General features: G+C 40.7%; 22 protein-coding genes and 1 pseudogene. 13 read left to right on the forward strand and 10 right to left on the reverse strand.

The window, feature by feature from the left end:
* The first annotated feature begins 35 nt into the window (after positions 1 to 35).
* Positions 36 to 884: a bifunctional methylenetetrahydrofolate dehydrogenase/methenyltetrahydrofolate cyclohydrolase FolD gene (gene folD, locus FTT72_RS05635; RefSeq protein ID WP_180010998.1), complete on the forward strand. Its 849-nt coding sequence runs from the start codon at positions 36 to 38 to the stop codon at positions 882 to 884.
* A gap of 265 nt (positions 885 to 1,149) precedes the next feature.
* Positions 1,150 to 1,818, forward strand: coding sequence for a methyltransferase (locus FTT72_RS05640; RefSeq protein WP_180178001.1), 669 nt, complete (start codon positions 1,150 to 1,152; stop codon positions 1,816 to 1,818).
* 67 nt (positions 1,819 to 1,885) lie between these two features.
* Here FTT72_RS05640 and FTT72_RS05645 read toward each other — a convergent pair whose 3' ends face one another.
* The 3 genes and pseudogenes from FTT72_RS05645 to FTT72_RS05655 all read right to left on the reverse strand — a co-directional run.
* Positions 1,886 to 2,314 (reverse strand): hypothetical protein, encoded by a 429-nt coding sequence (locus FTT72_RS05645; protein WP_078193296.1) that lies wholly within the window; start codon positions 2,312 to 2,314, stop codon positions 1,886 to 1,888.
* A 198-nt stretch (positions 2,315 to 2,512) separates the two neighbouring features.
* Positions 2,513 to 3,832 carry an MFS transporter gene (locus tag FTT72_RS05650; protein ID WP_078190125.1) on the reverse strand — a complete coding sequence of 440 codons (1,320 nt, stop codon included), beginning with the start codon at positions 3,830 to 3,832 and terminating at the stop codon, positions 2,513 to 2,515.
* A gap of 287 nt (positions 3,833 to 4,119) precedes the next feature.
* A pseudogene (locus FTT72_RS05655) lies at positions 4,120 to 4,296 on the reverse strand (alpha-ketoglutarate permease); the annotation flags it as partial.
* A 355-nt stretch (positions 4,297 to 4,651) separates the two neighbouring features.
* On the opposite strand from FTT72_RS05655, the gene glpD reads away from it, so the two are divergent.
* Positions 4,652 to 6,169 (forward strand): glycerol-3-phosphate dehydrogenase, encoded by a 1,518-nt coding sequence (gene glpD, locus FTT72_RS05660; RefSeq protein ID WP_180178002.1) that lies wholly within the window; start codon positions 4,652 to 4,654, stop codon positions 6,167 to 6,169.
* Positions 6,170 to 6,249: 80 nt separating this feature from the next.
* On the opposite strand, the gene FTT72_RS05665 is transcribed toward glpD, so the two are convergent.
* A complete protein-coding gene (locus FTT72_RS05665; RefSeq protein WP_180178003.1) occupies positions 6,250 to 8,082 on the reverse strand; it encodes a phosphoenolpyruvate carboxykinase (GTP) in 1,833 nt (610 codons plus the stop codon).
* A gap of 412 nt (positions 8,083 to 8,494) precedes the next feature.
* Here FTT72_RS05665 and FTT72_RS05670 point away from each other — a divergent pair, with 412 nt between their 5' ends.
* The 4 genes from FTT72_RS05670 (at position 8,495) to groL (ending at position 12,369) form a co-directional block, all read left to right on the forward strand.
* Positions 8,495 to 9,433 carry a diacylglycerol kinase family protein gene (locus tag FTT72_RS05670; protein ID WP_180178004.1) on the forward strand — a complete coding sequence of 313 codons (939 nt, stop codon included), beginning with the start codon at positions 8,495 to 8,497 and terminating at the stop codon, positions 9,431 to 9,433.
* Positions 9,414 to 10,199 (forward strand): metallophosphoesterase, encoded by a 786-nt coding sequence (locus tag FTT72_RS05675; RefSeq protein ID WP_180178005.1) that lies wholly within the window; start codon positions 9,414 to 9,416, stop codon positions 10,197 to 10,199. The genes FTT72_RS05670 and FTT72_RS05675 overlap by 20 nt, the downstream gene beginning before the upstream one ends.
* A 184-nt stretch (positions 10,200 to 10,383) precedes the next feature.
* Positions 10,384 to 10,674, forward strand: coding sequence for a co-chaperone GroES (gene groES, locus FTT72_RS05680; protein ID WP_078189876.1), 291 nt, complete (start codon positions 10,384 to 10,386; stop codon positions 10,672 to 10,674).
* Between the two features lie 60 nt (positions 10,675 to 10,734).
* Positions 10,735 to 12,369: a chaperonin GroEL gene (gene groL, locus FTT72_RS05685; protein ID WP_180178006.1), complete on the forward strand. Its 1,635-nt coding sequence runs from the start codon at positions 10,735 to 10,737 to the stop codon at positions 12,367 to 12,369.
* Between the two features lie 79 nt (positions 12,370 to 12,448).
* On the opposite strand, the gene FTT72_RS05690 is transcribed toward groL, so the two are convergent.
* Positions 12,449 to 12,931: a copper resistance protein NlpE gene (locus tag FTT72_RS05690; protein WP_180178007.1), complete on the reverse strand. Its 483-nt coding sequence runs from the start codon at positions 12,929 to 12,931 to the stop codon at positions 12,449 to 12,451.
* Between the two features lie 281 nt (positions 12,932 to 13,212).
* Between FTT72_RS05690 and FTT72_RS05695 the strand changes: the two genes are divergently transcribed.
* Positions 13,213 to 13,791 (forward strand): 1-acyl-sn-glycerol-3-phosphate acyltransferase, encoded by a 579-nt coding sequence (locus FTT72_RS05695; protein ID WP_180178008.1) that lies wholly within the window; start codon positions 13,213 to 13,215, stop codon positions 13,789 to 13,791.
* Positions 13,792 to 13,885: 94 nt separating this feature from the next.
* Here the strand turns inward: FTT72_RS05695 and FTT72_RS05700 are convergent, their stop codons facing one another.
* Both FTT72_RS05700 and FTT72_RS05705 read right to left on the reverse strand, forming a co-directional pair.
* Positions 13,886 to 14,215 carry a hypothetical protein gene (locus FTT72_RS05700; protein WP_078189873.1) on the reverse strand — a complete coding sequence of 110 codons (330 nt, stop codon included), beginning with the start codon at positions 14,213 to 14,215 and terminating at the stop codon, positions 13,886 to 13,888.
* A gap of 190 nt (positions 14,216 to 14,405) precedes the next feature.
* Positions 14,406 to 15,143 (reverse strand): sulfite exporter TauE/SafE family protein, encoded by a 738-nt coding sequence (locus FTT72_RS05705; RefSeq protein WP_180178009.1) that lies wholly within the window; start codon positions 15,141 to 15,143, stop codon positions 14,406 to 14,408.
* 223 nt (positions 15,144 to 15,366) lie between these two features.
* Here FTT72_RS05705 and FTT72_RS05710 point away from each other — a divergent pair, with 223 nt between their 5' ends.
* Positions 15,367 to 15,831 carry a hypothetical protein gene (locus tag FTT72_RS05710; protein WP_180178010.1) on the forward strand — a complete coding sequence of 155 codons (465 nt, stop codon included), beginning with the start codon at positions 15,367 to 15,369 and terminating at the stop codon, positions 15,829 to 15,831.
* 56 nt (positions 15,832 to 15,887) lie between these two features.
* Here the strand turns inward: FTT72_RS05710 and rsmD are convergent, their stop codons facing one another.
* Together rsmD and mrdA are read right to left on the reverse strand one after the other, a co-directional pair.
* Positions 15,888 to 16,439, reverse strand: coding sequence for a 16S rRNA (guanine(966)-N(2))-methyltransferase RsmD (rsmD, locus tag FTT72_RS05715; protein WP_168378319.1), 552 nt, complete (start codon positions 16,437 to 16,439; stop codon positions 15,888 to 15,890).
* A 3-nt stretch (positions 16,440 to 16,442) separates the two neighbouring features.
* Positions 16,443 to 18,485 (reverse strand): penicillin-binding protein 2, encoded by a 2,043-nt coding sequence (gene mrdA / locus FTT72_RS05720; protein ID WP_180089049.1) that lies wholly within the window; start codon positions 18,483 to 18,485, stop codon positions 16,443 to 16,445.
* Between the two features lie 234 nt (positions 18,486 to 18,719).
* Here mrdA and FTT72_RS05725 point away from each other — a divergent pair, with 234 nt between their 5' ends.
* The 4 genes from FTT72_RS05725 (at position 18,720) to FTT72_RS05740 (ending at position 21,647) form a co-directional block, all read left to right on the forward strand.
* Entirely contained in the window at positions 18,720 to 19,238 is a 519-nt protein-coding gene (locus FTT72_RS05725; protein ID WP_078192958.1) for a hypothetical protein, read from the forward strand.
* Positions 19,239 to 19,302: 64 nt separating this feature from the next.
* Positions 19,303 to 20,619, forward strand: a complete 1,317-nt coding sequence (locus tag FTT72_RS05730; protein WP_168378316.1) for a hypothetical protein — start codon at positions 19,303 to 19,305, stop codon at positions 20,617 to 20,619.
* Between the two features lie 84 nt (positions 20,620 to 20,703).
* Positions 20,704 to 21,363: an adenylate kinase gene (gene adk, locus FTT72_RS05735; protein ID WP_078189866.1), complete on the forward strand. Its 660-nt coding sequence runs from the start codon at positions 20,704 to 20,706 to the stop codon at positions 21,361 to 21,363.
* 86 nt (positions 21,364 to 21,449) lie between these two features.
* Positions 21,450 to 21,647, forward strand: a complete 198-nt coding sequence (locus tag FTT72_RS05740; RefSeq protein ID WP_180026662.1) for a hypothetical protein — start codon at positions 21,450 to 21,452, stop codon at positions 21,645 to 21,647.
* A gap of 56 nt (positions 21,648 to 21,703) precedes the next feature.
* Here FTT72_RS05740 and nth read toward each other — a convergent pair whose 3' ends face one another.
* Positions 21,704 to 22,393, reverse strand: a complete 690-nt coding sequence (gene nth, locus FTT72_RS05745) for an endonuclease III (RefSeq protein ID WP_180089050.1) — start codon at positions 22,391 to 22,393, stop codon at positions 21,704 to 21,706.
* Position 22,394: the final 1 nt, after the last annotated feature.

Below are 22,394 nucleotides of genomic sequence, written 5' to 3' on the forward strand. Positions count from 1 at the left end.
CAAAATTGATTCATATCATCACTTGGAGAAGTGCCGTGGCATTAGTTTTAGATGGTCGTGCATTGGCGAAGAAAATTGAAGCTGACTTGTTGACTCGCGTAGAAGCGCTAAAAGAGAAAACTGGTCGTACCCCAATTCTTGCGACTATTTTGGTAGGTGACGATGGTGCATCTGCAACTTATGTACGTATGAAAGGGAATGCTTGCCGCCGTGTTGGTATGGATTCATTAAAAGTTGAGCTTCCTAAAGAAACCACAACTGAGCAATTGCTTGCTGAAATTGAAAAATTAAATGCAAACCCAGATGTTCACGGTATTTTGTTACAACACCCCGTACCTGATCAAATTGATGAGCGTGCATGTTTCGATGCGATCTCTCTTGAAAAAGACGTAGATGGCGTGACCTGCTTAGGTTTCGGCCGTATGGCAATGGGTGAAGCAGCATATGGTTCTGCGACTCCTGCAGGCATCATGACCATTTTAAAAGAAAACAACATTGAAATCGCAGGGAAACATGCGGTTGTTGTGGGTCGTTCTGCAATTTTGGGTAAACCAATGTCTGCGATGCTACTTGAAGCGAATGCAACAGTGACCACTTGCCACTCACGTACTCAAAACTTAGCTGACTTTGTTAAGCAAGCTGACATTATTGTGGGTGCGGTAGGTAAAGCTGAATTGATTCAAAAAGATTGGATCAAACCAGGTGCAGTGGTTGTTGACGCTGGCTTCCATCCACGTGATGGCGGCGGTGTAGGTGATATCCAATTGGTGGGTATTGAAGAAGTTGCTTCTGCTTATACACCTGTTCCGGGTGGTGTAGGTCCTATGACCATTACAACGTTGATTCGTCAAACTGTTGAAGCTGCTGAAAAAGCGTTGGGTTAATCTTTTAATTAAAAGATATTTATGTCACAACGGAGTCTTACCGTTATGACTTTTAAATGTAAGAAGACCGTATGTTACTTTTGTTTCGGCAAAAGTAACCAAAACCATTTGTCATCTGCTGAACTCGACATAATCAGTTTTTTGATTAATGGTGTCGCAGAAAAAGTGTTCATTCGATTGAGGTCTGTCTCGCACAGCAGCAGATGACGATGTCGCGTATCTGATACGTTTATAAATTCAAATAAAATCATCCCCAAGGCTTAATATGAGCTGTACTTTCCAATTTCCTAAAGCCCCTGAACATTTACTTAAAGCACTTCATGAAGTCATTCCGCATTGTGAATTACATGCACAACCGTTGCCTGAAACCCCGATTTCTCTATGGTTGATTCCACCGGTATTTCCAACCGATAAATTGGATGATGAAGTCATTCGCCGTATATGGAATGACACGCCGTATTGGATCTTTTGTTGGGCTTCAGGGCTTGCAATGGCGCAGTGGTTGTTGGCAGAGCCGCATCATGTCAAAGATAAAGTCGTGTTGGACTTTGGTGCAGGTTCAGGCGTGGTGGCGATTGCCGCGAAAATGGCAGGGGCGAAACGCGTGATCTGCTGTGACATCGACCAAGTGAGCCTAGATGCATGCCGTGCCAATGCAGAGCTAAACAATGTTGAACTCGAATATTTAGATGATCTGTATAAAGCGGAGCAAGTCGATATTTTATTGGCTGCCGATGTGCTGTATGACCAATGCAATCGTTTCTTTTTGGATGAGTTTTTAAAGTTTGCTCCTGAAGTGTGGGTGGCAGACAGTCGTGTGAAAAACTTTAGTCATCCTAAATATGAAAAACTCGATGAACGAAGCGCGACAACATGGCCTGATTTGGATGAATCACCTGAGTTTCGTAATGTGAGTTTTTATAAAACCCTATAAATATTAAACCCATAAAAAATAAGACGCTTTAAGCGTCTTATTTTTATCTTTTGAACAGCAAATTTGATTAAGAACAGGTATAGCGAACCACACGTAAGGTGGCAGGGCGAGCATCGAGTGCATCACGCGCGCCTAAGTTTTCAGAGTTACGTAGATCAGGAGTATTTGATAGACCGAAGTTCGCACGTGTATTACCAATTTGACGGCCGTACTGGGTATTTTCCAAAGCAGGATTTGCAATTTCGTTCACGCTTAAGATTTGTAATTTATAGGTCTTTTGCGTATTTAATACTTTTTGGCAAGCACGTTGTAATTTATTGGCATCCAGTTGTTGGTTTTGGCGACCCGCTAAAGTATATGCAAGTGTTGCGCTATCTGCAGATTTGGACTCTATTTGAAAGCCCGTTTGACCATTAAAAGCACGTGGAGTGCTTTGGCAAGCAGCCATCGACATTGCAACAATACCCAAACTTAAAACTTTGTAAATATTTTTCATCATTCATTCGCCGTGTGTATTTGTATGTTCAGTATGCCATAGTCCGTCTGTCGACTCGATGGCGAAAACCAAGAAAGCCAAAGAAGTTTGATTAAATCTTTGATGCAGCCGAAACGATGAGTAGATGGAAATGGAGATAAAAAAAGCTCATCAAAATAGGCTTTGATGAGCTTAAGTGGAATAGCAGGGCTGAGCGAATTAATCGTCAGTGATCATGCTATGTTTTTTCGTATCTTTCATGAAGACATAGGTAATTAAAGATAAACCAATCATGAATGTAATGTAGTAGAAGAAGTAGTTTTCATGGCCTGCATTTTTGAAGCTCAAAGCTACAAGTTCTGCGGTACCACCAAAGAGTGTATTTGCAATGGCATAAGGCAATGCAACACCTAGGGCACGGATGTGTGCAGGGAACAACTCTGCTTTTACTACGGCATTAATCGCAGTATAACCAGTGACAATCACCATACCGCTCATGCAAAGCATAAATGCTGTGGTTGGGCTGGTAGTTGAACCGATACCATTGAAAATAGGAATGGTAAACAGCACACCAAGCACACCAAAGGCGATCATAATTGGCTTACGACCAATTTTGTCTGAAAGCGCACCGACAGCAGGTTGTAAAAGCATGAAGATGAAAATTGCAGCAGTGGTAATTTCAGTTGCTGTGGTTTTTTCAAAGCCAGACGTGTTGACCAAATATTTTTGTAAATATGTGGTAAAAGTGTTGAACGCTAAAGTACCACCGGCAGTCAACATGATCACAGTGAAGGCTTGTTTAGGGTATTTGGTAAATAACGCTAAAGCACCTGATTTTGGACCACCATTTTTAGCTTGTTCTTGAGCTTCTTTAGAGGATTGAGTTTCAACTAAACCGCGACGAATCCAGAACACCACAATAGCGAGTAATGCACCGATGAAGAACGGAACACGCCAGCCCCATTCAGTTAAAGCTTGTTCTGAGAAATTGCGTTGTAAGATAATTAAAACGCAAAGTGCCAATAGCTGACCTGAAATCAGTGTGACATATTGGAAACTTGAGAAGAAGCCACGATGGTTTTTACCTGCCATTTCAGTCAAATAGGTGGCACTAGAACCATATTCACCACCAACACTTAAGCCTTGGAGTAAACGCGCTAAAAGTAGAATAGCGGGTGCGAGCATGCCTACAGAATCATAGGTTGGTGCACATGCGATCATCAGTGAGCCGACACACATCAACGATACAGACAGCGTTAAACCTGCTTTACGACCTTTACGGTCCGCATAAATACCCATGACCCATGCGCCGATTGGACGCATTAAGAAACCGAGTGCAAAGACTGCAGCTGCTTGTAAGAGTTTTACAGTATTGTCACCGTCAGGGAAAAATTGCGGTGCAAAGTAAAGGGTAAAGGCAGCGTAGACATACCAGTCGTACCATTCAACGAGGTTGCCGGCAGATCCGCCGAGGATAGATTTGACACGAGTTTTTCTATCCAATTGTTCAGGAACAACTGGCTCAGATGAGTTTGACACATCATTCTCCAAGGAATGAATGCAAAACATATCCATTTAAACTCTTTGGGAAAAGTTTAAATCAATATATTTTGTCGAAATGGGAGATGGAACTATATTTATTTAATTTATACTCCTGTTGTCGCAGAAAATCATGCGACTTTAGTCTATAAAATGCGATTTTTTTGATCAGATAGATTTTTCACGACTAAATGAAAACAACAAAGCCTCATCGATTGAGGCTTTGATTGGAAAAACATGCTGTTTTTGATCAGCTTGATCAATAAGTCATCATCAAATGAACCTGATCAATGCTCCTGAATTTTGGAATGGTGTTTGGTGTCTTTCATAAAGACGTAGACCAATAATGAAATAAAAATCATGATGGTTACATAGATGAAGAACCATGTCTCATAGCCAGCTTCTTTGAAACTTAGGGCAAAAAATTCTGCAGTACCACCAAAGATGGTATCTGTAAGTGCATAAACGGGGTACATCAAAACTGAAGGCTTCTGCAGCTGAACATGCAATATATAAAAGCTTGAAATAAAATTTTAAAAAAGATTAGGTTGAAAAAAAATACAAATCAACTGCTTGTAATTATGTTTGCTTTGAATATAGGTTCTGACTTTAAAATGATTGATTTCATGCTTGAGCCAGCAAGCTTTTAAACGTACATTTAAAATATAACTTCTCATTTATTGAAGGATATAAAAAACTCAGCGTACAGATATCTTGATCAAAATAGGTACTTGATCCAAAAAGCATGATCAATGAGAAAAATAATAAAGCAAAGAAAACGAAGCATTGTTGAATAAAAAGACATAGCGGGAGGGAGCGATGAATACACAACAACAATCAATATATGACATGGTGGTCATTGGTGGTGGAATAAATGGTGTTGGTATTGCCTGTGATGCAGCGGGGCGGGGTTTAAGTGTTTTGCTCTGTGAAAAAGACGATCTCGCGAGCCACACTTCATCTGCAAGTAGCAAATTAATTCATGGTGGTCTGCGCTATTTAGAACATAAAGAATTTCGTTTGGTACGTGAAGCACTCGCAGAACGCGAAGTTCTCCTTAAAAAAGCCCCTCATATTATTCGACCGATGCGTTTTATCATGCCACATGAACCGCACTTACGTCCGGCTTGGCTGATTCGTACTGGATTATTCTTTTATGATTATTTGGGTAAACGTGAACAGCTTGCAGGTTCAAATGGAATTGAATTTGATGTGGAAGCTAGTCCTTTAGCATCCAAATTTACCCGAGGGTTCGAATATTCCGATTGTGCAGTAGATGACGCACGCTTAGTTGTACTCAATGCAATACAAGCACGAGAACATGGTGCACAGATTCTGACTCGAACAGAATGTTTAAATGCATATAGTAAAGGTGGAATTTGGCAGGTATGTCTAAAAAATGCCAAGGGATTGCAAAATGTGCAGGCTAAAGTCTTGGTGAATGCGGCAGGTCCTTGGGTCGCTGAATTTATAAAACAGGGGTTAAAGCAAGAGTCACCTTATGGTATACGGCTGATACAGGGTAGTCATATCATTGTTCCAAAACTTTTTGAGGGTGATAAAGCTTTTATTATGCAAAATGATGATCATCGCATTGTCTTTGCGATCCCTTATTTAGAACAATATACCTTGATCGGCACGACAGATCGTGAATATCACTCAGACCCAAATCGAGTAAAGATAAGCCAGGAAGAAATCGATTACTTGCTTGATGTGTCAAATGATCACTTTAAAACTCAATTGACGCAAACGGACATCATTTCAACTTATTCAGGTGTGCGTCCGCTGTGTGATGATGAGTCAGATAATCCAGCCGCAGTCACGCGAGATTACACCTTGGCACTGACCGATGTAGAAGGGGCTGCATTACTTTCAATCTTTGGTGGCAAACTTACCACTTACCGAAAATTAGCAGAAGCGGCATTAGATCAGCTTAAAACGGTTTTTCATCATCGATCCAAACCGTGGACTGCTGATGCAACATTGCCCGGTGCGGAAAATTTAGAATCGGTAGAGCAGTTGATAGTTGAAATCCAACAAAAAGTGCGAGGGGTTTCGAGCAACCTGGCCAGTCGTTGGGCGCATGCTTATGGAACACGTGTCTGGATTTTGCTGAATCATTTAACTTCGATTGATGAATTGGGGCAAAACTTTGGACATGGCTTGTATGCTCAAGAAGTGGATTATTTAGTTGAGCAGGAATGGGTGAGAAGCTCTGAAGATATTTTGCAAAGACGCACAAACTTATATTTGCAATTCAGTGCATCTGAAGTTGATGTTTTGGACGAGTACTTAATGGCAATACGTATAAAGCAAAAAGCTCAAGATGTGGCTTAGTTGATATAAAAAAGACCGCGCAAGGCGGTCTTTTAAATCTTTCTTAATCCCTCTTTTAAAGGAGGGAAATTAAAGGCCGATTAAGCAGATTTTTTTACAGCTTCTAAAAGCTCCTCTTGACGTACTTTAAGTGCTTTTGGTAAGCGATCACCAAGTTTGTTGAACAATTCAGTGTGGCTTTCAAGTTCTTTGATCCATTGATCTTTATCTTGAGAAGTTACAAGCTCGAATTGCTCTTTAGTGAAGTCTGAACCAGTCCAGTTCAATTGTTCGTATGTTGGAACAAGGCCGATAGGTGTTTCAACAGCGTCTGCACGACCTTCACAACGGTCAATGATCCACTCAAGAACACGCATGTTTTGACCGAAACCAGGCCATACAAAGTTACCTTCAGCATCACGACGGAACCAGTTCACGTTGTAGATACCAGGAAGTTTATTGCCAGCAGCTTTAGCTTTAGCAGCAACTTCTTCACCAAGTTCTAACCAGTGAGAGAAGTAGTCAGCCATGTTGTAACCCGCAAATGGAAGCATTGCGAATGGGTCACGACGAACGATACCTTGTTGACCAACAGCAGCAGCAGTTGTTTCAGAGCCCATAGTTGCAGCTTTGTAAACACCGTCAACCCAGTCAAATGCTTCTGAAATTAGAGGCACTGTGTCTGCACGACGACCACCGAAGATGAACGCAGAAATTGGAACACCTGCTGGATTTTCCCAGTCGGCATCAATAGAAGGACATTGACCAGCTGAAACAGTGAAACGAGCATTTGGATGAGCTGCTTTTTCTTCGCCGGTGTGTGGTTGACCTTTCCAGTTAGTCAAGTTAGCAGGCGCTTCTTTAGTCAGACCTTCCCACCATACTTCACCTTCGTCAGTTACAGCAACGTTGGTATAGATTACGTCTTTATGAAGAGTCGCCATACAGTTTGGGTTAGTCTTGGTATTTGTACCAGGTGCTACACCGAAGAAACCAGCTTCAGGGTTGATTGCATATAAACGACCATCTTCACCTGGTTTGATCCAAGCAATATCGTCACCTACAGTTTCAATTTTCCAACCTTCGTAACCCGCTGGTGGAATCAACATCGCGAAGTTTGTTTTACCACACGCAGAAGGGAATGCAGCTGCGATGTAGTGTTTTTCGCCTTGTGGGTTTGTCACGCCAAGGATGAGCATGTGTTCAGCTAACCAACCTTGTTGACGACCCATAGAAGATGCAATACGTAAAGCTAGGCATTTTTTACCCAACAATGCGTTACCGCCGTAACCAGAACCGTAAGACCAGATTTCACGAGTTTCTGGGTAATGAACGATGTATTTTTCAGGGTTGCAAGGCCAAGCAACGTCTTTTTGACCTTCTTCAAGCGGAGCACCAACAGTGTGTACGCAAGGAATGAAGTCACCGTCAGTACCAAGTACGTCATAAACAGCTTTACCCATACGAGCCATTTTAGACATGCTTACAGCAACGTAAGGAGAATCAGTAAGTTCGATACCGATGTGAGCAATATGAGAACCTAAAGGACCCATAGAGAAAGGAACAACGTACAAAGTACGGCCTTTCATTGAACCGTCAAATAAACCATTCAGACGAGCACGCATTTCAGCTGGAGCTTCCCAGTTGTTTGTTGCGCCTGCATCTTCTTGTTTTTCAGAACAGATGTAAGTACGACCTTCAACACGAGCAACGTCAGAAGGATCAGAATTAGCAAGGTAAGAACCAGGATGTTTTTCTTGGTTAAGTTCTTGCATAGTGCCGTTAGCGATCATCAAGTCGATATAACGTTGATATTCTTCTGCGCTACCGTCACACCATTCGATTTTTGCTGGTTTGGTTAATTTGGCAATTTCTTCCACCCAAGCAATGAGCTTAGGGTGACGAACGAATTCTGGTGCGTTCACTTGGGTCATGGTGAGGCCTATCTCAAAAATGTACTAACCGTACAAAGTATAATCTGCATTATGGGATACATCATGCAGATAAAAGATGAAAAAAAGTGGCTGTATTAAAGCATAAAATCATAAAAAAAATAAGACTAAAGAAGTGGTAGATTTTTTTTGGTAGTTAATGCTATTTAAGTTAAATATAAATAAAATACAATAACTTACTATATTTTATGGCGAATTTTAACTTTATTTATTAATGTGATGGACAATATTTTATATAGTTATTTTTAATAAAAACAAAAAGTTGCATGTATTTGATATTTGAGAATTATTATTGTTTAAATAAATGGTGGTAATTCGATTTTTACATAAAGGCGCTATTATTTGCTGTTAAATTCGACAAAATACAAAACTAAGCGGCCAAGATGTATAAAAAGTGATTAAACAAGCCAAGCCTTTATCTATTATCTATAATAAAAAATCAGGATTTCATGCTGCAAACAAAGATGAAGTCTATGAGGAACTTGTGCGGATATTATCCGATCATGATTTCGAAATACAGTCATTTGAGCTTGGGCAAGAAGCCAGTTTTGATACTTTAATGAGCAAGGTGTTTGCACGCCACCAAGACCCCGATAATTTGGGCGTTGTCGTTGCGGCAGGCGGGGACGGAACCTTAAATGCAGTTGCTCACCGTTTGATGCATACCGATATTCCTATGGGGGTCTTACCTTTGGGCACATTTAATTATGTGGCGCGCGTACTCAATATTCCTCTCGATTTAATTCAAGCGGCACAGGTGATTGCGACAGGCAATAATCGACAGGTGCATGTGGCGCAAATCAACGAACATATCTATTTAAACAATGCCAGTTTGGGCTTGTATCCTTTATTTATACAAAAAAGAGAATTTTATAATCAAAAGTTTGGTCGTTTCCCATTACATGCTTATACCTCGGGTTTGGATGTACTGATTCGAGATCGTAAAGAGCTGAAATTGGAAATTGAAGTTGATCATCATATTTATCCAGTCAAAACGCCTTTGATCTTTTTTGGTAATAACCAATTGCAATTGGCCGATTTAAATTTGCAAATTGCTAAAGATGCAGCAGCAGGTAAAGTTGCAGGTGTGGTGGTCGCAAAAAGTGATAAGAAAACTTTATTTAAAATTTTATGGCAGTTGATCCGTGGCAATATCGACAATGCGCCAGATGTGTATAGTTTTGCCGCTAATGAAGTCACGATACATACTCAACGAAAAAAAATGACCGTTGCTGTGGATGGTGAGATTGTAGAAATGAAACCGCCGCTTAAAATTCGAGTGCAAAAACAAGCCTTAAAGATACGGGTGCCACATGATACTGCATCTGTCTGATCTGCATTTTGGCACTGAAAAGCCAGAGTGTATGCGCGCGATTCAGCAATTTTGTCGTGAAAATCGTATCGAAGCCGTGGTTGCCAGTGGAGACTTAACCCAACGTGCGCGCTATCGTCAGTTTTATGCATGTAAGCAATTTTTAGAAAGCTTAAAGCTGCCTTATATCGTTGTGCCAGGGAATCATGATATTCCGCTGTATCATTTATGGAACCGTGTTTTTAGTCCTTTTGCACGTTATCAACTATTTTTTGGTGCCATGGAAAATGTACTGGAAACCGAGCATTTCTACTTAATTGGGATCAATAGTATTCGTCGTCGTTACCATACGCGAGGGCATGTGTCGCTCGAGCAAATACATTATGTCGAGGAGTTACTTAAACATGCGCCGCCCAATAAAGTGAAATTAATCATAGCGCATCAACCTTTTTATACGCCGCCCAATGACCCGCATGGTGTGAAAGATTGTCCTGTTCAAGGGCGTTTGGCGCTCGAACAGTGGAGTCAACACGGTTTGAATGGTTTATTGCATGGACATTTACATGTTCCAGCCAGCTATGACCTCAATCAAATTTATGCTTTAGGCGTTGATCATCCCGTTTGGGATATTCATGCAGGCACAGCGACGTCATATCGCCTACATGAGAACCTTGCCAACAGTTTTAATGTCATTGATGAGCAGATGAATGTGCAGCATTATTTTTATCATTCAAAGTTAAAAATATTTGAAGAAAATCTCAGCACTCATGTTTTAGATGAGCTTTAACCATTTAAATTTAAATTTTGAAGAAAAAAAATACAAAAAGATGAAAAAATTTAGAATTTGCCCTTGAAGCGTTTTATTCCATCCCCACAAAAGTGTCATATCAAAATTTTGTCGATGACCTAGGAAATAAGAAGTCATCTTCACATCGTTATCAATGACATTTTAAATGTCTATGGAGTTAGAAATGAGCAAGATTCGTCCTTTACATGACAACGTCGTTATCCGCCGTGTTGAGAAAGAAACTAAAACTGCTGGCGGTTTAATCTTGAGTACTTCTGCTGCTGAACAACCAGCTCAAGGTGAAATCATTGCTGTAGGTAACGGCAAAGTAACTGACAACGGTGTTCGTGCGTTAGACGTTAAAGTTGGTGACAACGTGCTTTTCGGTGCTTATGCAGGTACTAAAGTAAAAGTTGACGGCGAAGAGCTTCTTGTAATGAAAGAGTCTGACATTTTAGCTGTACTTGAAGGCTAATCTCAGAACTTTCGAACCAAATTCGATTTGAAAAATATATTAAAAATTTTGGAGTAAACCATGTCAGCTAAAGACGTAAAATTTGGTGATTCAGCGCGTTCAAAAATGATCGCGGGTGTAAATGTACTTGCAGATGCTGTAAAAGTGACTTTAGGTCCTAAAGGCCGTAACGTTGTCATCGACCGTTCTTTCGGTGCGCCGCACATCACTAAAGATGGTGTTTCTGTTGCTAAAGAAATCACGTTAAAAGACAAGTTTGAAAACATGGGCGCTCAGCTAGTTCGTGAAGTGTCTTCAAAAACCAACGACATCGCGGGTGACGGTACAACAACTGCAACTGTTCTTGCACAAGCAATCCTTAATGAAGGGATTAAATCAGTAACTGCGGGTATGAACCCAATGGATCTTAAACGCGGTATCGATATCGCGGTTAAAGCTGTAGTTGCTGAAATTAAAGCGACTGCAAAACCTGCATCTGACTCTAAAGCGATTGAACAAGTAGGTTCTATTTCTGCGAACTCTGACACCACTGTTGGTAAACTTATTGCTCAAGCAATGGAAAAAGTCGGTAAAGAGGGTGTAATTACAGTTGAAGAGGGTTCAGGCTTTGAAGATTCTCTAGATGTTGTAGAGGGTATGCAGTTTGACCGTGGTTACATCAGCCCGTACTTTGCAAACAAGCAAGATACACTAACAGCTGAACTTGAAAACCCATACATTCTTCTTGTTGATAAAAAAATCAGCAACATCCGCGAATTAATTGCTGTACTTGAAGCTGTTGCTAAAACAGGTAAACCGCTTCTTATCATTGCTGAAGATGTTGAAGGTGAAGCACTTGCAACTCTTGTTGTAAACAACATGCGTGGCATTATCAAAGTTTGTGCTGTTAAAGCACCTGGTTTTGGTGATCGTCGTAAAGCGATGCTTCAAGACATCGCGATTTTAACTGGCGCGACTGTAGTTTCTGAAGAAGTAGGCATGTCACTTGAACAAGCGTCTCTTCAAGATTTAGGTACAGCTCATAAAGTGACTGTTTCTAAAGAAAACACAGTAATTGTTGATGGTGCAGGTGTTGCAGAGCAAATTGCTGAACGTGTAACTCAAATTCGTGCGCAAATTGAAGAATCTACTTCAGAATACGACAAAGAAAAACTTCAAGAACGCGTTGCTAAATTGGCAGGCGGTGTTGCTGTAATCAAAATCGGCGCTGCAACTGAAGTTGAAATGAAAGAGAAGAAAGATCGCGTTGACGATGCACTTCATGCAACTCGTGCTGCAGTTGAAGAAGGTGTTGTAGCAGGTGGTGGTGTTGCACTTGTACGTGCTGCAAAAGCACTTGAAGGTGTGTCTGGTGCTAACGATGACCAAAATGTTGGTATCAACATTTTACGTCGTGCAATTGAAGCACCGCTTCGTCAAATCGTTGCAAACTCTGGTGATGAGCCATCAGTTGTAATCAATGCTGTGAAAAACGGTGAAGGTAACTTCGGTTATAACGCTGCGACTTCAGAGTATGGCGATATGTTAGAAATGGGTATTCTTGACCCAGCTAAAGTAACACGTTCTGCGCTTGAGCATGCTGCATCTGTTGCGGGCTTAATGCTTACAACTGAATGTATGATTACTGAAATCCCAGAAGATAAACCTGCTATGCCTGATATGGGCGGTATGGGTGGCATGGGCGGTATGATGTAATTCATACTGATCATCCGATCTAAAAAATCCCCGCTACTTGCGGGGATTTTTTTATAACAATCCTACTTAGAGTAAAACACTAATCAAGCTTTTTGGTGAGTTTAAGATTTACTTCAGGCATTTCTAGTTTTTCACCTTTATCACCACGAAGCTCAATAAAGTTTTCACCTACAAAATAAATTCGATTGTCGCCTTGGGCATCAAGTTGAATCATCCCAGGTTGATCTGGCAAAAACTTAAAACTGCCTTTCACTTTATTTTCAGTGTTCGCAGCTTTACCTAAAAACTCTTGGCTAAGCTCGTAGCTTTTATCGAGTTTGAGTTCAAGCTCAGTTTCAATCCCTTTGCAATCATGGCAAGGCAGAATCCCTTTATATTCACCTGCCCAATCAAGTGCATTTTCGGTGTTATCACCTGTGGCAATCGGACTTTCTGAGGCTGCGTCTGTATTGGCAATGACATTATTATCTGGTGGTGTCGCAGTTTCAGATTCATTGCTGGTTTTTGAACATGCCGTTAAGGTTGCACTGACCATACAGAGAGCGAGCATTAGTTTTTTCATGAGATTTATACACCGTACGTACCCAATATAATGCTAAGCGTGACTATTATTGCGCAAGAAAAATAGCCTATTCCTGTTAACAATTGTGTGTTTGGTTAATGGGTCAAAACTGAAATTTGTTTTTTAATAATTCGTAAATGAAAAAATATTGGTGACTTACCTAAAAGTGAACGCTAAAGGACATTTATATATTAATTGGTGAATAACTGAACAATATAGGCTTTTATAATTATTTTGCGTTGTTAAACTCTGCGGCATAGAAAAAACTGTCGGTGCAAATTGTGTTTGAAAAAACAGCGGAAAAAAGTCTGAACTTAATGGGGTGGCAAATTGATAACCATTGGGATTTAAATATCGACCAATGTGTCATGATTGCAGCGCCACATACCAGTAATTGGGATGCACTTTATGCACGCCTTGCCCTGAAAGCTTTAGGGGTAAATGTTCGTATCACGATTAAAGACAGTTATATGAAATTCCCGTTTGGGCCTTTTGTACGTGCAATGGGCGGAATTGGTATTAATCGTCGTCCAAAACAAGATGGTGAAGCACGTCAAAGTATGGTTGAGCTGATGGCTAACTTATTTAAGCATCATCCGAAATTAGTCATGTTGGTAACGCCTGAAGGGACGCGCGCTAAACAAGAGAAGTGGAAAACCGGTTTTTATCATGTTGCCATGCAAGCAGGTGTGCCGATTGCTTTAGCCTATATGGACTATGCGCAGAAAAAAACGGGTGTGGGTAAAATTGTTTATCCTACAGGCGATTATGAAAAAGATATGGCTGAAATCATGGATTTTTACGCGCAAATTCATGCCAAATTTCCTGAAAAATTCAGTGTCGATACACGCTATCACTAATTTAACAATCCAAAAAAAAGGACAGCATCGGCTGTCCTTTTTTATGTTTAGATTCTTCTATTTAGATTCTTCTGTTTAGATTTTTATATTGAAATTAATCATTAAAATCGGGATGGATACCGCCCAGATTTTGACATGCCGCCTTATAAATTATGTATTGCTGATCAACTACATCGATGAGCGGGATACGAAATAATTTTTCGCCTTCTTTATAGCTGTCGATATATGACACGACCTTTTGTTTACTTGATGCCAGTTTTTCTTCATGAAAACTTGTAATCGAGCTATGAGTCATATGTGAACTTTCAATATTATTGCATTGAAAATGTGAGAGTAGTTTTTCAGCTTTTTTAATTTCGCTGGACGTGCCAAACATACAGCCGCTAAGCAGAGTTACACCTGCAAGCAGGATGAACTTTTTCATGGTTTTATTTTAAGCAAAATTATGAGGTGCAATATTCTATTAATTTTCGTCAGAAAAATTAATTACTTTTTTACCATTTGGCTAATTTTTATTTAAATGTGAACTGTGTCATTGTTACAAGATGTGAATATCTAACTGAGAAGGGGTTTTTCTAGAATGATTTGGACAAATATCTTTAGGTTTTGAGTCATCAGCTTAAGATACTCATCGTTACCAAAAAGCAGCCTGAAGAAAATAATAGCCCTAACACGATATGCTTAAATTGGCGTTCTGAAATGCGATAAAAAAGTTTGGCACCAAAAATCACTGGAAAAGCCATAATTACCAACAGCACGGCTAAATAGGGCAGATGTTCACGATGGATGATCCCTTGTAGCAGATAGCTGATGAGTGTAACGAGCTGAATGGCTAAATTGAAATGTCGCAAAATATAGCGTTGTTCTGCTTTGGGTGTATTTTTCAGCATGAGCCATGCAGAGGGTAATGCACCACAAAAGCCTCCAAGACCACCCAAGATTCCAGCAATATATCCAATACTAGAATCCGCCCATTTCCCTGATTTTTGGATGAATGAAAATTTAGGATTAAAAAATAAAATTGGGCACCAAAACATTAAAAAAGCGCCCAAAACCAATTTAAATGTATCTGGATTAATGCTGTCTAATAAATACGTACCGAGCGGTACACCTAAAATTCCTGCAATTAAATAGGGATAAATGATTTTTTTATTGATCGGAATGCTTTTACGTTCTGATGATAATGAAATGAAGTGGCTATAAACTGAAGCGCAGACCACCAAGGGTGCGGCTATTTGAGGGGGGAGTATCCAAACCCAAAATGACATTGCGATAAGGGCGAATGCAAACCCTGTTAATCCTTGTATGAATCCCGCAAAGATGGCACCAAGAATAAAAATCAGCCAAGTCATTAAATTACAGCTTTGAAATACGTGGCGCTATTGTAGTGAATTTTTCTATATAAATGTGGCTGACTGAGTAAATGTAGCAAAATTGGACATCAAATCATGAATAGAACATGAATATTTAAATACAGCAGATGTACACAGACTTCCAATTAAATTCATTTCGATAAGTGAAAATGCTCTTCATCAAAGAGGTGAAAATGCTCTTCATCAAAGAGGAGTGCTACACATGCTTAAACAAGTTGCTTTGCTATCTGTGGTTGCAGTTACATTTACAGGGTGTGTCGTGGCGCCATTTGATGATGGCCGATACCATTCGAATCAATATGGCTATGCAAATCAATATGGTTATTCAGGTCAATATGGTGGTTCATACGGACAGCGTTATGACCGCTCGTATGGTCGAGTGAATAGCCCGCAACATCGACCAAACTCACCACGACCGAATTCGAATAGCCGTCCAGACGATACTCATAAACCGAATGTGCATAAACCGAATGTACAGAAACCTTCATCTCAGCATCCGTCAAATGTGCATCGTCCAAGCGCAAAGCCTCAGACGCCAGCTAAACCCAATACAAGTAAGCCCCAGCAGCAAAAACCACAGCAACAACGTCCAAAAGTGACGCCCGTGGATAAAGCTAAAACCCCAGGTGGATTTAACAGCCAGCGTCCACTTCGACCACAGGTTTAATGATTTTCAAGTAATAAAAAAGGACGCATTAACGTCCTTTTTTGTGTGCATTTACATTAAGCCTTTTTATATAAGCCTGCACGTACCGTACCTGCTTTGGTTTGTTTGATTTGCTGCCAACTGCTCGGGAGCTTTAACTGAGCAAGATCACGATCAGCTTCGATATAAATTAAACCATTGTCTGCAATGCAGGGATCGACCAATTCAGCAAGTTCTTGCCATAAATCAAGACTATACGGTGGATCTAAGAAAATCAGATCAAATTGATCTTTCAAATTAGGAATGGCTTGTTGAGCCGTCATGTTTTTGAGTTGCACACGTTGTTTGCTCACCCTTAAGAGTTCTAAATTGTCCATGAGAAACTTCGCTTGGGTGCGATCAGGTTCAATTAAAACGGCTTCTGCTGCACCACGTGAGAGTGCTTCAAACGATAATGCCCCTGAACCTGTACAGAGGTCGAGGACTTTGGCATTTTGAACATCCCACATGAGCCAGTTAAATAATGTCTCGCGGACACGGTCAGGTGTAGGGCGTAAACCGTCAATACTGGCAAAAGGTAATTGACGACGCTTCCATTCACCACCAATGATTCTTAATTGATTTTTCATGAATTATTCCTCATCGGTTGCATGTGCTGCACTGGCAGCACGAGGTGTTGTATTTACACTATTCGGTTGTTGAGTGGCACTGTTGTTCTGCTGAGCTGTTGGGCTCGCATTTGGATCGGCTGATAAAATATTCGAGCCGCTTGGTAATTCACTTGGTTTTAGACCTGCAGTCATGAGACCACCGCTAATTTGATGGCTAGCAGGACGAATTGGATTCTTTTTACGTGTTAATAACCAGTAATCAAACATCGGTTTCGCAATTTGAGCAGCAGAACCACCGTGACGACCATTTTCCCAAACGACGGCAATCGCAATTTCAGGTTTTTCCGCAGGGGCAAAACCAACAAATAAACCATGGTCAAGCTGACGCTCTGTCAATAAGGACTCGTTATAACGTTTACCTTGGGCAATACTTTTAACCTGTGCGGTCCCTGTTTTACCTGCTATTTGATACATTGGGGTACGAATACCACGACCGGTCCCTGTTTGAACCACATCAATCATGGCATCACGCATTTTGATCCAATCATCTGGCTTACCATTAAATTGAATGCGACCATTCGGGGCGTTATGGACTTTATGGACTTTAGCACCTTTACTTTCACGCAAAACGTGAGGTGTAACATGAGAGCCTTGATTTGCGGTAATGGCTGTCGCCATCGCCAGTTGTAATGGTGTTGCAGTAAATGCACCCTGACCAATACTGACAGAAATAGTTTCACCTTTGAGCCAGTTGGACTTCCGTGTGCGGAGCTTCCATTCAGGATTTGGATATAGCCCCGTACTTTCACTTGGTAAATCTACACCGGTTTTTTCACCGAAGCCAAACTGACGCATCCAAGTATTCATTTTTTCAATGCCCATACGATAGGACAAGACATAGAAATAGGTATCGCAGGAAATGACTTGAGCTTTGTGTAAATTAACTGAGCCATGACCAGTTTTTTTGTGGTCACGGAAACGATGGCTGTCACCCGGAAGCGTGAAATAGCCCGGATCTGAAATGGCAGTACTCCAGTCCACTAGACCATAATGAATACCACCTAGACCAAACATTGGCTTGATCGTTGAACCTGGAGGATAAGCCCCTTGCACAGCACGGTTATATAAAGGCTGATCAAGGCTATCACGTAGTTCAGAATAATCTTTACTGCTAATCCCGGTAACAAATAAGTTGGGGTTAAAACTTGGACTAGAAACGAGAGCAAGGATTTCCCCAGTACGTGGGTCAATCGCAACAATCGCACCACGTCGATCTGCAAGCTGCTCTGAAGCAACCATTTGCAGTCCATAATCTAGGGATAAATATAAGTCATTACCACGAATTGGATCTTTACGACCTAAATGGCGTAACACATTACCAAAGGCATCGGCTTCAACCGACTCATTCCCCGGCATACCGTGTAAAAGTTCTTCGTATGATTTTTCAACGCCAATTTTACCGATCAGGTTTGAGCCAGCGTATAAATCTTTATCAATCGTTTTTAGTTCTTTGTCATTAATACGACCTACGTAGCCAATCACATGGGCAAACAGTTCACCATGTGGATAGTAGCGAGTCATTTGGGTCTCTATATTGACACCCGGAAATTGATATTTCACCTCACTAAAACGGGCGATATCATTTTCATTTAAATTCAGTTTAATCGAAACACGTTCAGTCTTTTTAGAGGTTTTAATTCGACTTTTAAAGCGTTCGATATCTTCAGATGTAAGCTCTAATAAGGGTGTTAGGCGCTCAACAGTATCATCGATATCTTCAACATCCGCACGGCTCATGGTTGCTGAGAAAACCGGATAATTATCGGCTAATAACACGCCATTACGGTCATAGATATAACCACGAGAAGGTGCAAGTGGTTGCAGTCGAATTCGGTTTTGATCTGCAGCAGTTGAAAAGGTCTCATAACTCTTGATTTGCAAATATGCATAACGTGCCACAAGCAACAGCATAAAGAAGGAGACAATCCCTATCGAAATCACCACGCGATTACGATAAATCCGCTTTTCTTGCTGGACATTTTTTAAAGGATAATGCTGCTTCATACGCGTTCGACTTAAAGACTGAGAGCTAAAATAACGGAAGAGGCATATTCTAGCGCAACTGACATTTTTTTGATAAATAAAAAAGACTCTGCTGTGATTGCAGTCTATATTTTGACTTTGCAGACATGAAAAATATGGGGCTTTGTGTATAACAGTTCATATTATTCTGCTAAAGTCGAAACGTATAAAAAAGGAATATTCCAAAAAATAATACTAAGGAAGTTTGTGAAAACAATGAATAAATTATATCCATTGCTTGCATTTATGATGCTCGGAAGCATCGCACATGCCAATGACAATTCATTTTTACCTGAGGCAAAGTTAACAGGTAAGGGTTATCAACCATGGAATGTTGGAGCAGGTTTTACTCAAAAAATTATTCACGTGAATGGTGAGTGGGTAAACCCATATGGCATTGCCTATGCAAAAGCTGGTGTTTTCTTGAACGATGATAAAACACCTGGTGGGCAAGTCGGCTTTCGTTACCCCGTTCATTTCACTGGCAAAGATAAAAATGGTTATTATATCGGAGCTTATGCGGGCCACATCGACTCCAAGAAAGTAGATGGTGAAGATGAAGCGCGTTTAGGTGGTGGTATCGATCTTGCTTATGTGATGTTGAGTGCCGAGCGTATTAGTACGTTTAGTGTAGGCTTGGGTGCGGGTGAAAAATTAGAAGACAAATCAGGTAATGTGATTGTGGAAACCGAACCGAGACTACAAATCTCATATACTTTAAGTTTTGGTTTGTAGTGAAAATAATCAACTTTATTTTATAACCGCACTCACTGAATAAAATTAAATATGGAAGTTATGCATGCTTGAGTACGTTAACGAATTGTGGCAAACCTTTTTGCAACGTCCCGATTTTTGGGCTGTGCTGAGTATTATCCCCGTTACCGCATTCGTTACCTGGGCACACGTTTGGATGGCACTGAAAATGGTGTTTTACCCGATTACTTTCTGGGGATTCCATTTAGGTCCATTACCCGTAGGATGGCAGGGGATTGTGCCAAGAAAAGCTGGACGTATTTCTGGCATTATTACGGATAATACATTGTCTAAATTGGGTTCCTTACGTGAGTTTTTGGATGCAATGGATCCTGAGGACATGGCGCGCATCATTGGTGAACAAGTTGGCTTTGAACTTGAGCATTTGATTGATGAAGTCATGCTAGACCGAAATGCGGTGCTTTGGGAAAACTTACCGTATTCGATTAAACGCCGTATTTATGCCCAAGCACATAAACAGCTGCCAAATACCTTAAAAGAACTCGTGACCGAACTGACCATGAACGTAGAGTCACTTGTTGACATGCGAGAAATGGTGGTGAGTCAAATGGAAGCGGATCGTCTCTTGATGGTGCGGATGTTCCTTAAAGTTGGCCAGAAAGAAATCAACTTTATTTGGCATATTAGTGCCTTGATTGGGATGTTCTTTGGTATCTTCCAAATGATCGTTTGGTTTGTGGTGCCATGGCATTGGACGGTTCCATTTTGGGCCGCAATCTGGGGCTTTTTGACCAACTGGATTGCCATCTGGATGGTATTTAATCCAATAGAGCCGCACCCTGTTAAGTATTTGCAATTATTTGAATTAACTAAAGATCGTAAATTCCCTTGGATTAAACCTGTGATTCCACGTATTGGAACGTACAATGTTCAAGGGGCATTTATGAAACGCCAAGAAGAAGTTTCAGATGTATTCGCAAGTGTAGTCACAGAAGACCTAATTACGTTAAAATCTATCATGACCGAAATGATGTATGGCGGGAAGAAAGATAAGACTCGTCGCATTGTGAAACGTCATATTAATGAAATTATGGAATCTCCACTGGTTCGTACCTCATTACAGTTGTCTTTAGGTCCAAAAGAGTACGCAAAACTCAAGACAGACTTGATCGATCGCTCAATTGAAATTACGATGGTGCCTGTATGCGACCCTGCGTTTAATGCGAGCCGTGCACAGAAAATCTTTCAAATGTTTAGAGACCGTATTCGTGAGCTAACACCGAAAGAATTTCAAAATCTATTACGTCCTGCATTTCAGGAAGACGAATGGATTTTAATTGTCTTGGGTGGTGTAACCGGTTTTATCGCGGGTACAATACATTTGTTTGTGGCTTTCTTATAATTAGATGCTGGAAGACGATCTGAATCTTGGGTTCAGATCACTACATAGCGTCATACACAATGTTTAAAATGAGGATGTTTTTTTATGCGCATTATATTACTCGGACCACCTGGAGCAGGTAAAGGTACACAAGCTCAGTTGATCTGTAAGCGCTACGATATCCCACAAATTTCAACCGGTGATATGCTCCGTGCTGCGATTCGTGAAGGTACTGAATTAGGTCTACAAGCTAAAAGCGTCATGGACAATGGCGGCCTTGTATCTGATGAGCTTATTATTGGTCTTGTAAAAGAACGCATTGCTCAACCTGACTGTGTCAACGGCTGCATTTTTGACGGTTTCCCGCGTACGATTCCACAAGCTGAAGCGCTTGAAAACGAAGGGATCAGCATCGATCATGTAATTGAAATCGATGTACCTGACGAAGAAATCGTTCAACGTTTATCTGGTCGTCGTCAACACCCTGCATCTGGTCGTGTATATCACACCGTTTACAACCCACCAAAAGTGGAAGGTAAAGATGACGAAACTGGTGAAGACCTTGTTCAACGTCCGGATGACCAAGAAGCAACAATTCGTAAGCGTTTAGGTTCTTACCACGCTGAAACTGAGCAATTGGTTGGTTTCTACCAAGGTCGTGCAGCTTCTGGCGAAAACGCACCGACTTATGACAAATTAAATGGTCTTCGTCCAATCGATCAAGTTCAAACTGATTTGTTCGCGATTTTAGATCAGTCTAAATAATTCAACTTTTTTGAATTTTTGACAATCAAAGAGTCCTACTGCATAGTGGGGCTCTTTTTTTATGTGGCTTTTAGGGCGAATCTGTTATGAAATTTGCTTTGGTTATAATGGTCATCATCGCTGTGGCGGTGTTATTGGGCTTATTATTTGTCAGCTTTAAAATGTTGCGTAAGGTGCAAGTGGAAGAAGCAGAGCAAGCTAAATTGAACCCGAAGCAATATCGCTTACATCCAAAGCTGCAGCAAGAGTTTGATAAAAAAAACAAAGAACAAGATAAAAATTAAGCATCAACTCGATCAATTGATTTATACAAATTCCATCTACCCCGAAATTGAAGAGATTAATCTTCAATTTGGGTGGTTTTAATCGGTCTTAATGCGCCAAAGTCAAAACGGTCAGGCCAATTACATACATCAGACACGATACATTCATGACATTTGGGTTTGCGGGCAATACAGGTATAACGCCCATGCAGAATCAACCAATGATGTGAATCAACAATAAACTCTTTGGGGATGACTTTGACGAGTCGGTATTCGACTTCCAAAACATTTTTGCCGACAGCCAATCCTGTACGATTACCTAAACGAAAAATATGTGTATCAACGGCCATGGTCGGTTGACCAAAAGCAGTATTCAGCACCACATTTGCAGTTTTACGACCGACACCGGGTAAGGCTTCCAAATCTGCACGATTATTCGGAACGATGCTGTTGTGCTTCTCAATGAGAATCTTGCAGGCTTTAATGACATTTTCCGCTTTTGAGTTATACAGGCCAATGGTCTTGATATATTCCTTCAGTCCGTCAACACCTAATGCATAAATAGCTTCAGGAGTATTTGCTACTGGAAAAAGTTTATCTGTGGCTTTGTTGACACTGACATCTGTGGCCTGAGCAGATAGGGTAACAGCCACTAAAAGTTCAAATGGACTACTATAATTGAGTTCGGTTTTCGGGTTGGGGCGTTGCTCACGTAAGCGTTCAAAAAAAGTTTGAATTTGCTTCTTAGTCATGTTTTTAACAGCCATG

The organism is Acinetobacter sp. YH01005, from assembly GCF_013420465.1.
Taxonomy (GTDB): Bacteria; Pseudomonadota; Gammaproteobacteria; order Pseudomonadales; family Moraxellaceae; genus Acinetobacter; species Acinetobacter amyesii.

Coding starts and splice junctions, on each gene's coding strand:
- FTT72_RS05710 (WP_180178010.1), top strand. CDS start 15,367: ATGCTTAAACAAGTTGCTTTGCTATCTGTGGTTGCAGTTACATTTACA.
- FTT72_RS05675 (WP_180178005.1), top strand. CDS start 9,414: ATGATACTGCATCTGTCTGATCTGCATTTTGGCACTGAAAAGCCAGAG.
- FTT72_RS05725 (WP_078192958.1), top strand. CDS start 18,720: ATGAATAAATTATATCCATTGCTTGCATTTATGATGCTCGGAAGCATC.
- FTT72_RS05700 (WP_078189873.1), bottom strand. CDS start 14,215: ATGAAAAAGTTCATCCTGCTTGCAGGTGTAACTCTGCTTAGCGGCTGT.
- mrdA (WP_180089049.1), bottom strand. CDS start 18,485: ATGAAGCAGCATTATCCTTTAAAAAATGTCCAGCAAGAAAAGCGGATT.
- nth (WP_180089050.1), bottom strand. CDS start 22,393: ATGGCTGTTAAAAACATGACTAAGAAGCAAATTCAAACTTTTTTTGAA.
- groL (WP_180178006.1), top strand. CDS start 10,735: ATGTCAGCTAAAGACGTAAAATTTGGTGATTCAGCGCGTTCAAAAATG.
- FTT72_RS05690 (WP_180178007.1), bottom strand. CDS start 12,931: ATGAAAAAACTAATGCTCGCTCTCTGTATGGTCAGTGCAACCTTAACG.
- FTT72_RS05665 (WP_180178003.1), bottom strand. CDS start 8,082: ATGACCCAAGTGAACGCACCAGAATTCGTTCGTCACCCTAAGCTCATT.
- FTT72_RS05740 (WP_180026662.1), top strand. CDS start 21,450: ATGAAATTTGCTTTGGTTATAATGGTCATCATCGCTGTGGCGGTGTTA.
- FTT72_RS05730 (WP_168378316.1), top strand. CDS start 19,303: ATGCTTGAGTACGTTAACGAATTGTGGCAAACCTTTTTGCAACGTCCC.
- FTT72_RS05640 (WP_180178001.1), top strand. CDS start 1,150: ATGAGCTGTACTTTCCAATTTCCTAAAGCCCCTGAACATTTACTTAAA.
- rsmD (WP_168378319.1), bottom strand. CDS start 16,439: ATGAAAAATCAATTAAGAATCATTGGTGGTGAATGGAAGCGTCGTCAA.
- FTT72_RS05705 (WP_180178009.1), bottom strand. CDS start 15,143: ATGACTTGGCTGATTTTTATTCTTGGTGCCATCTTTGCGGGATTCATA.
- glpD (WP_180178002.1), top strand. CDS start 4,652: ATGAATACACAACAACAATCAATATATGACATGGTGGTCATTGGTGGT.
- groES (WP_078189876.1), top strand. CDS start 10,384: ATGAGCAAGATTCGTCCTTTACATGACAACGTCGTTATCCGCCGTGTT.
- FTT72_RS05645 (WP_078193296.1), bottom strand. CDS start 2,314: ATGAAAAATATTTACAAAGTTTTAAGTTTGGGTATTGTTGCAATGTCG.
- adk (WP_078189866.1), top strand. CDS start 20,704: ATGCGCATTATATTACTCGGACCACCTGGAGCAGGTAAAGGTACACAA.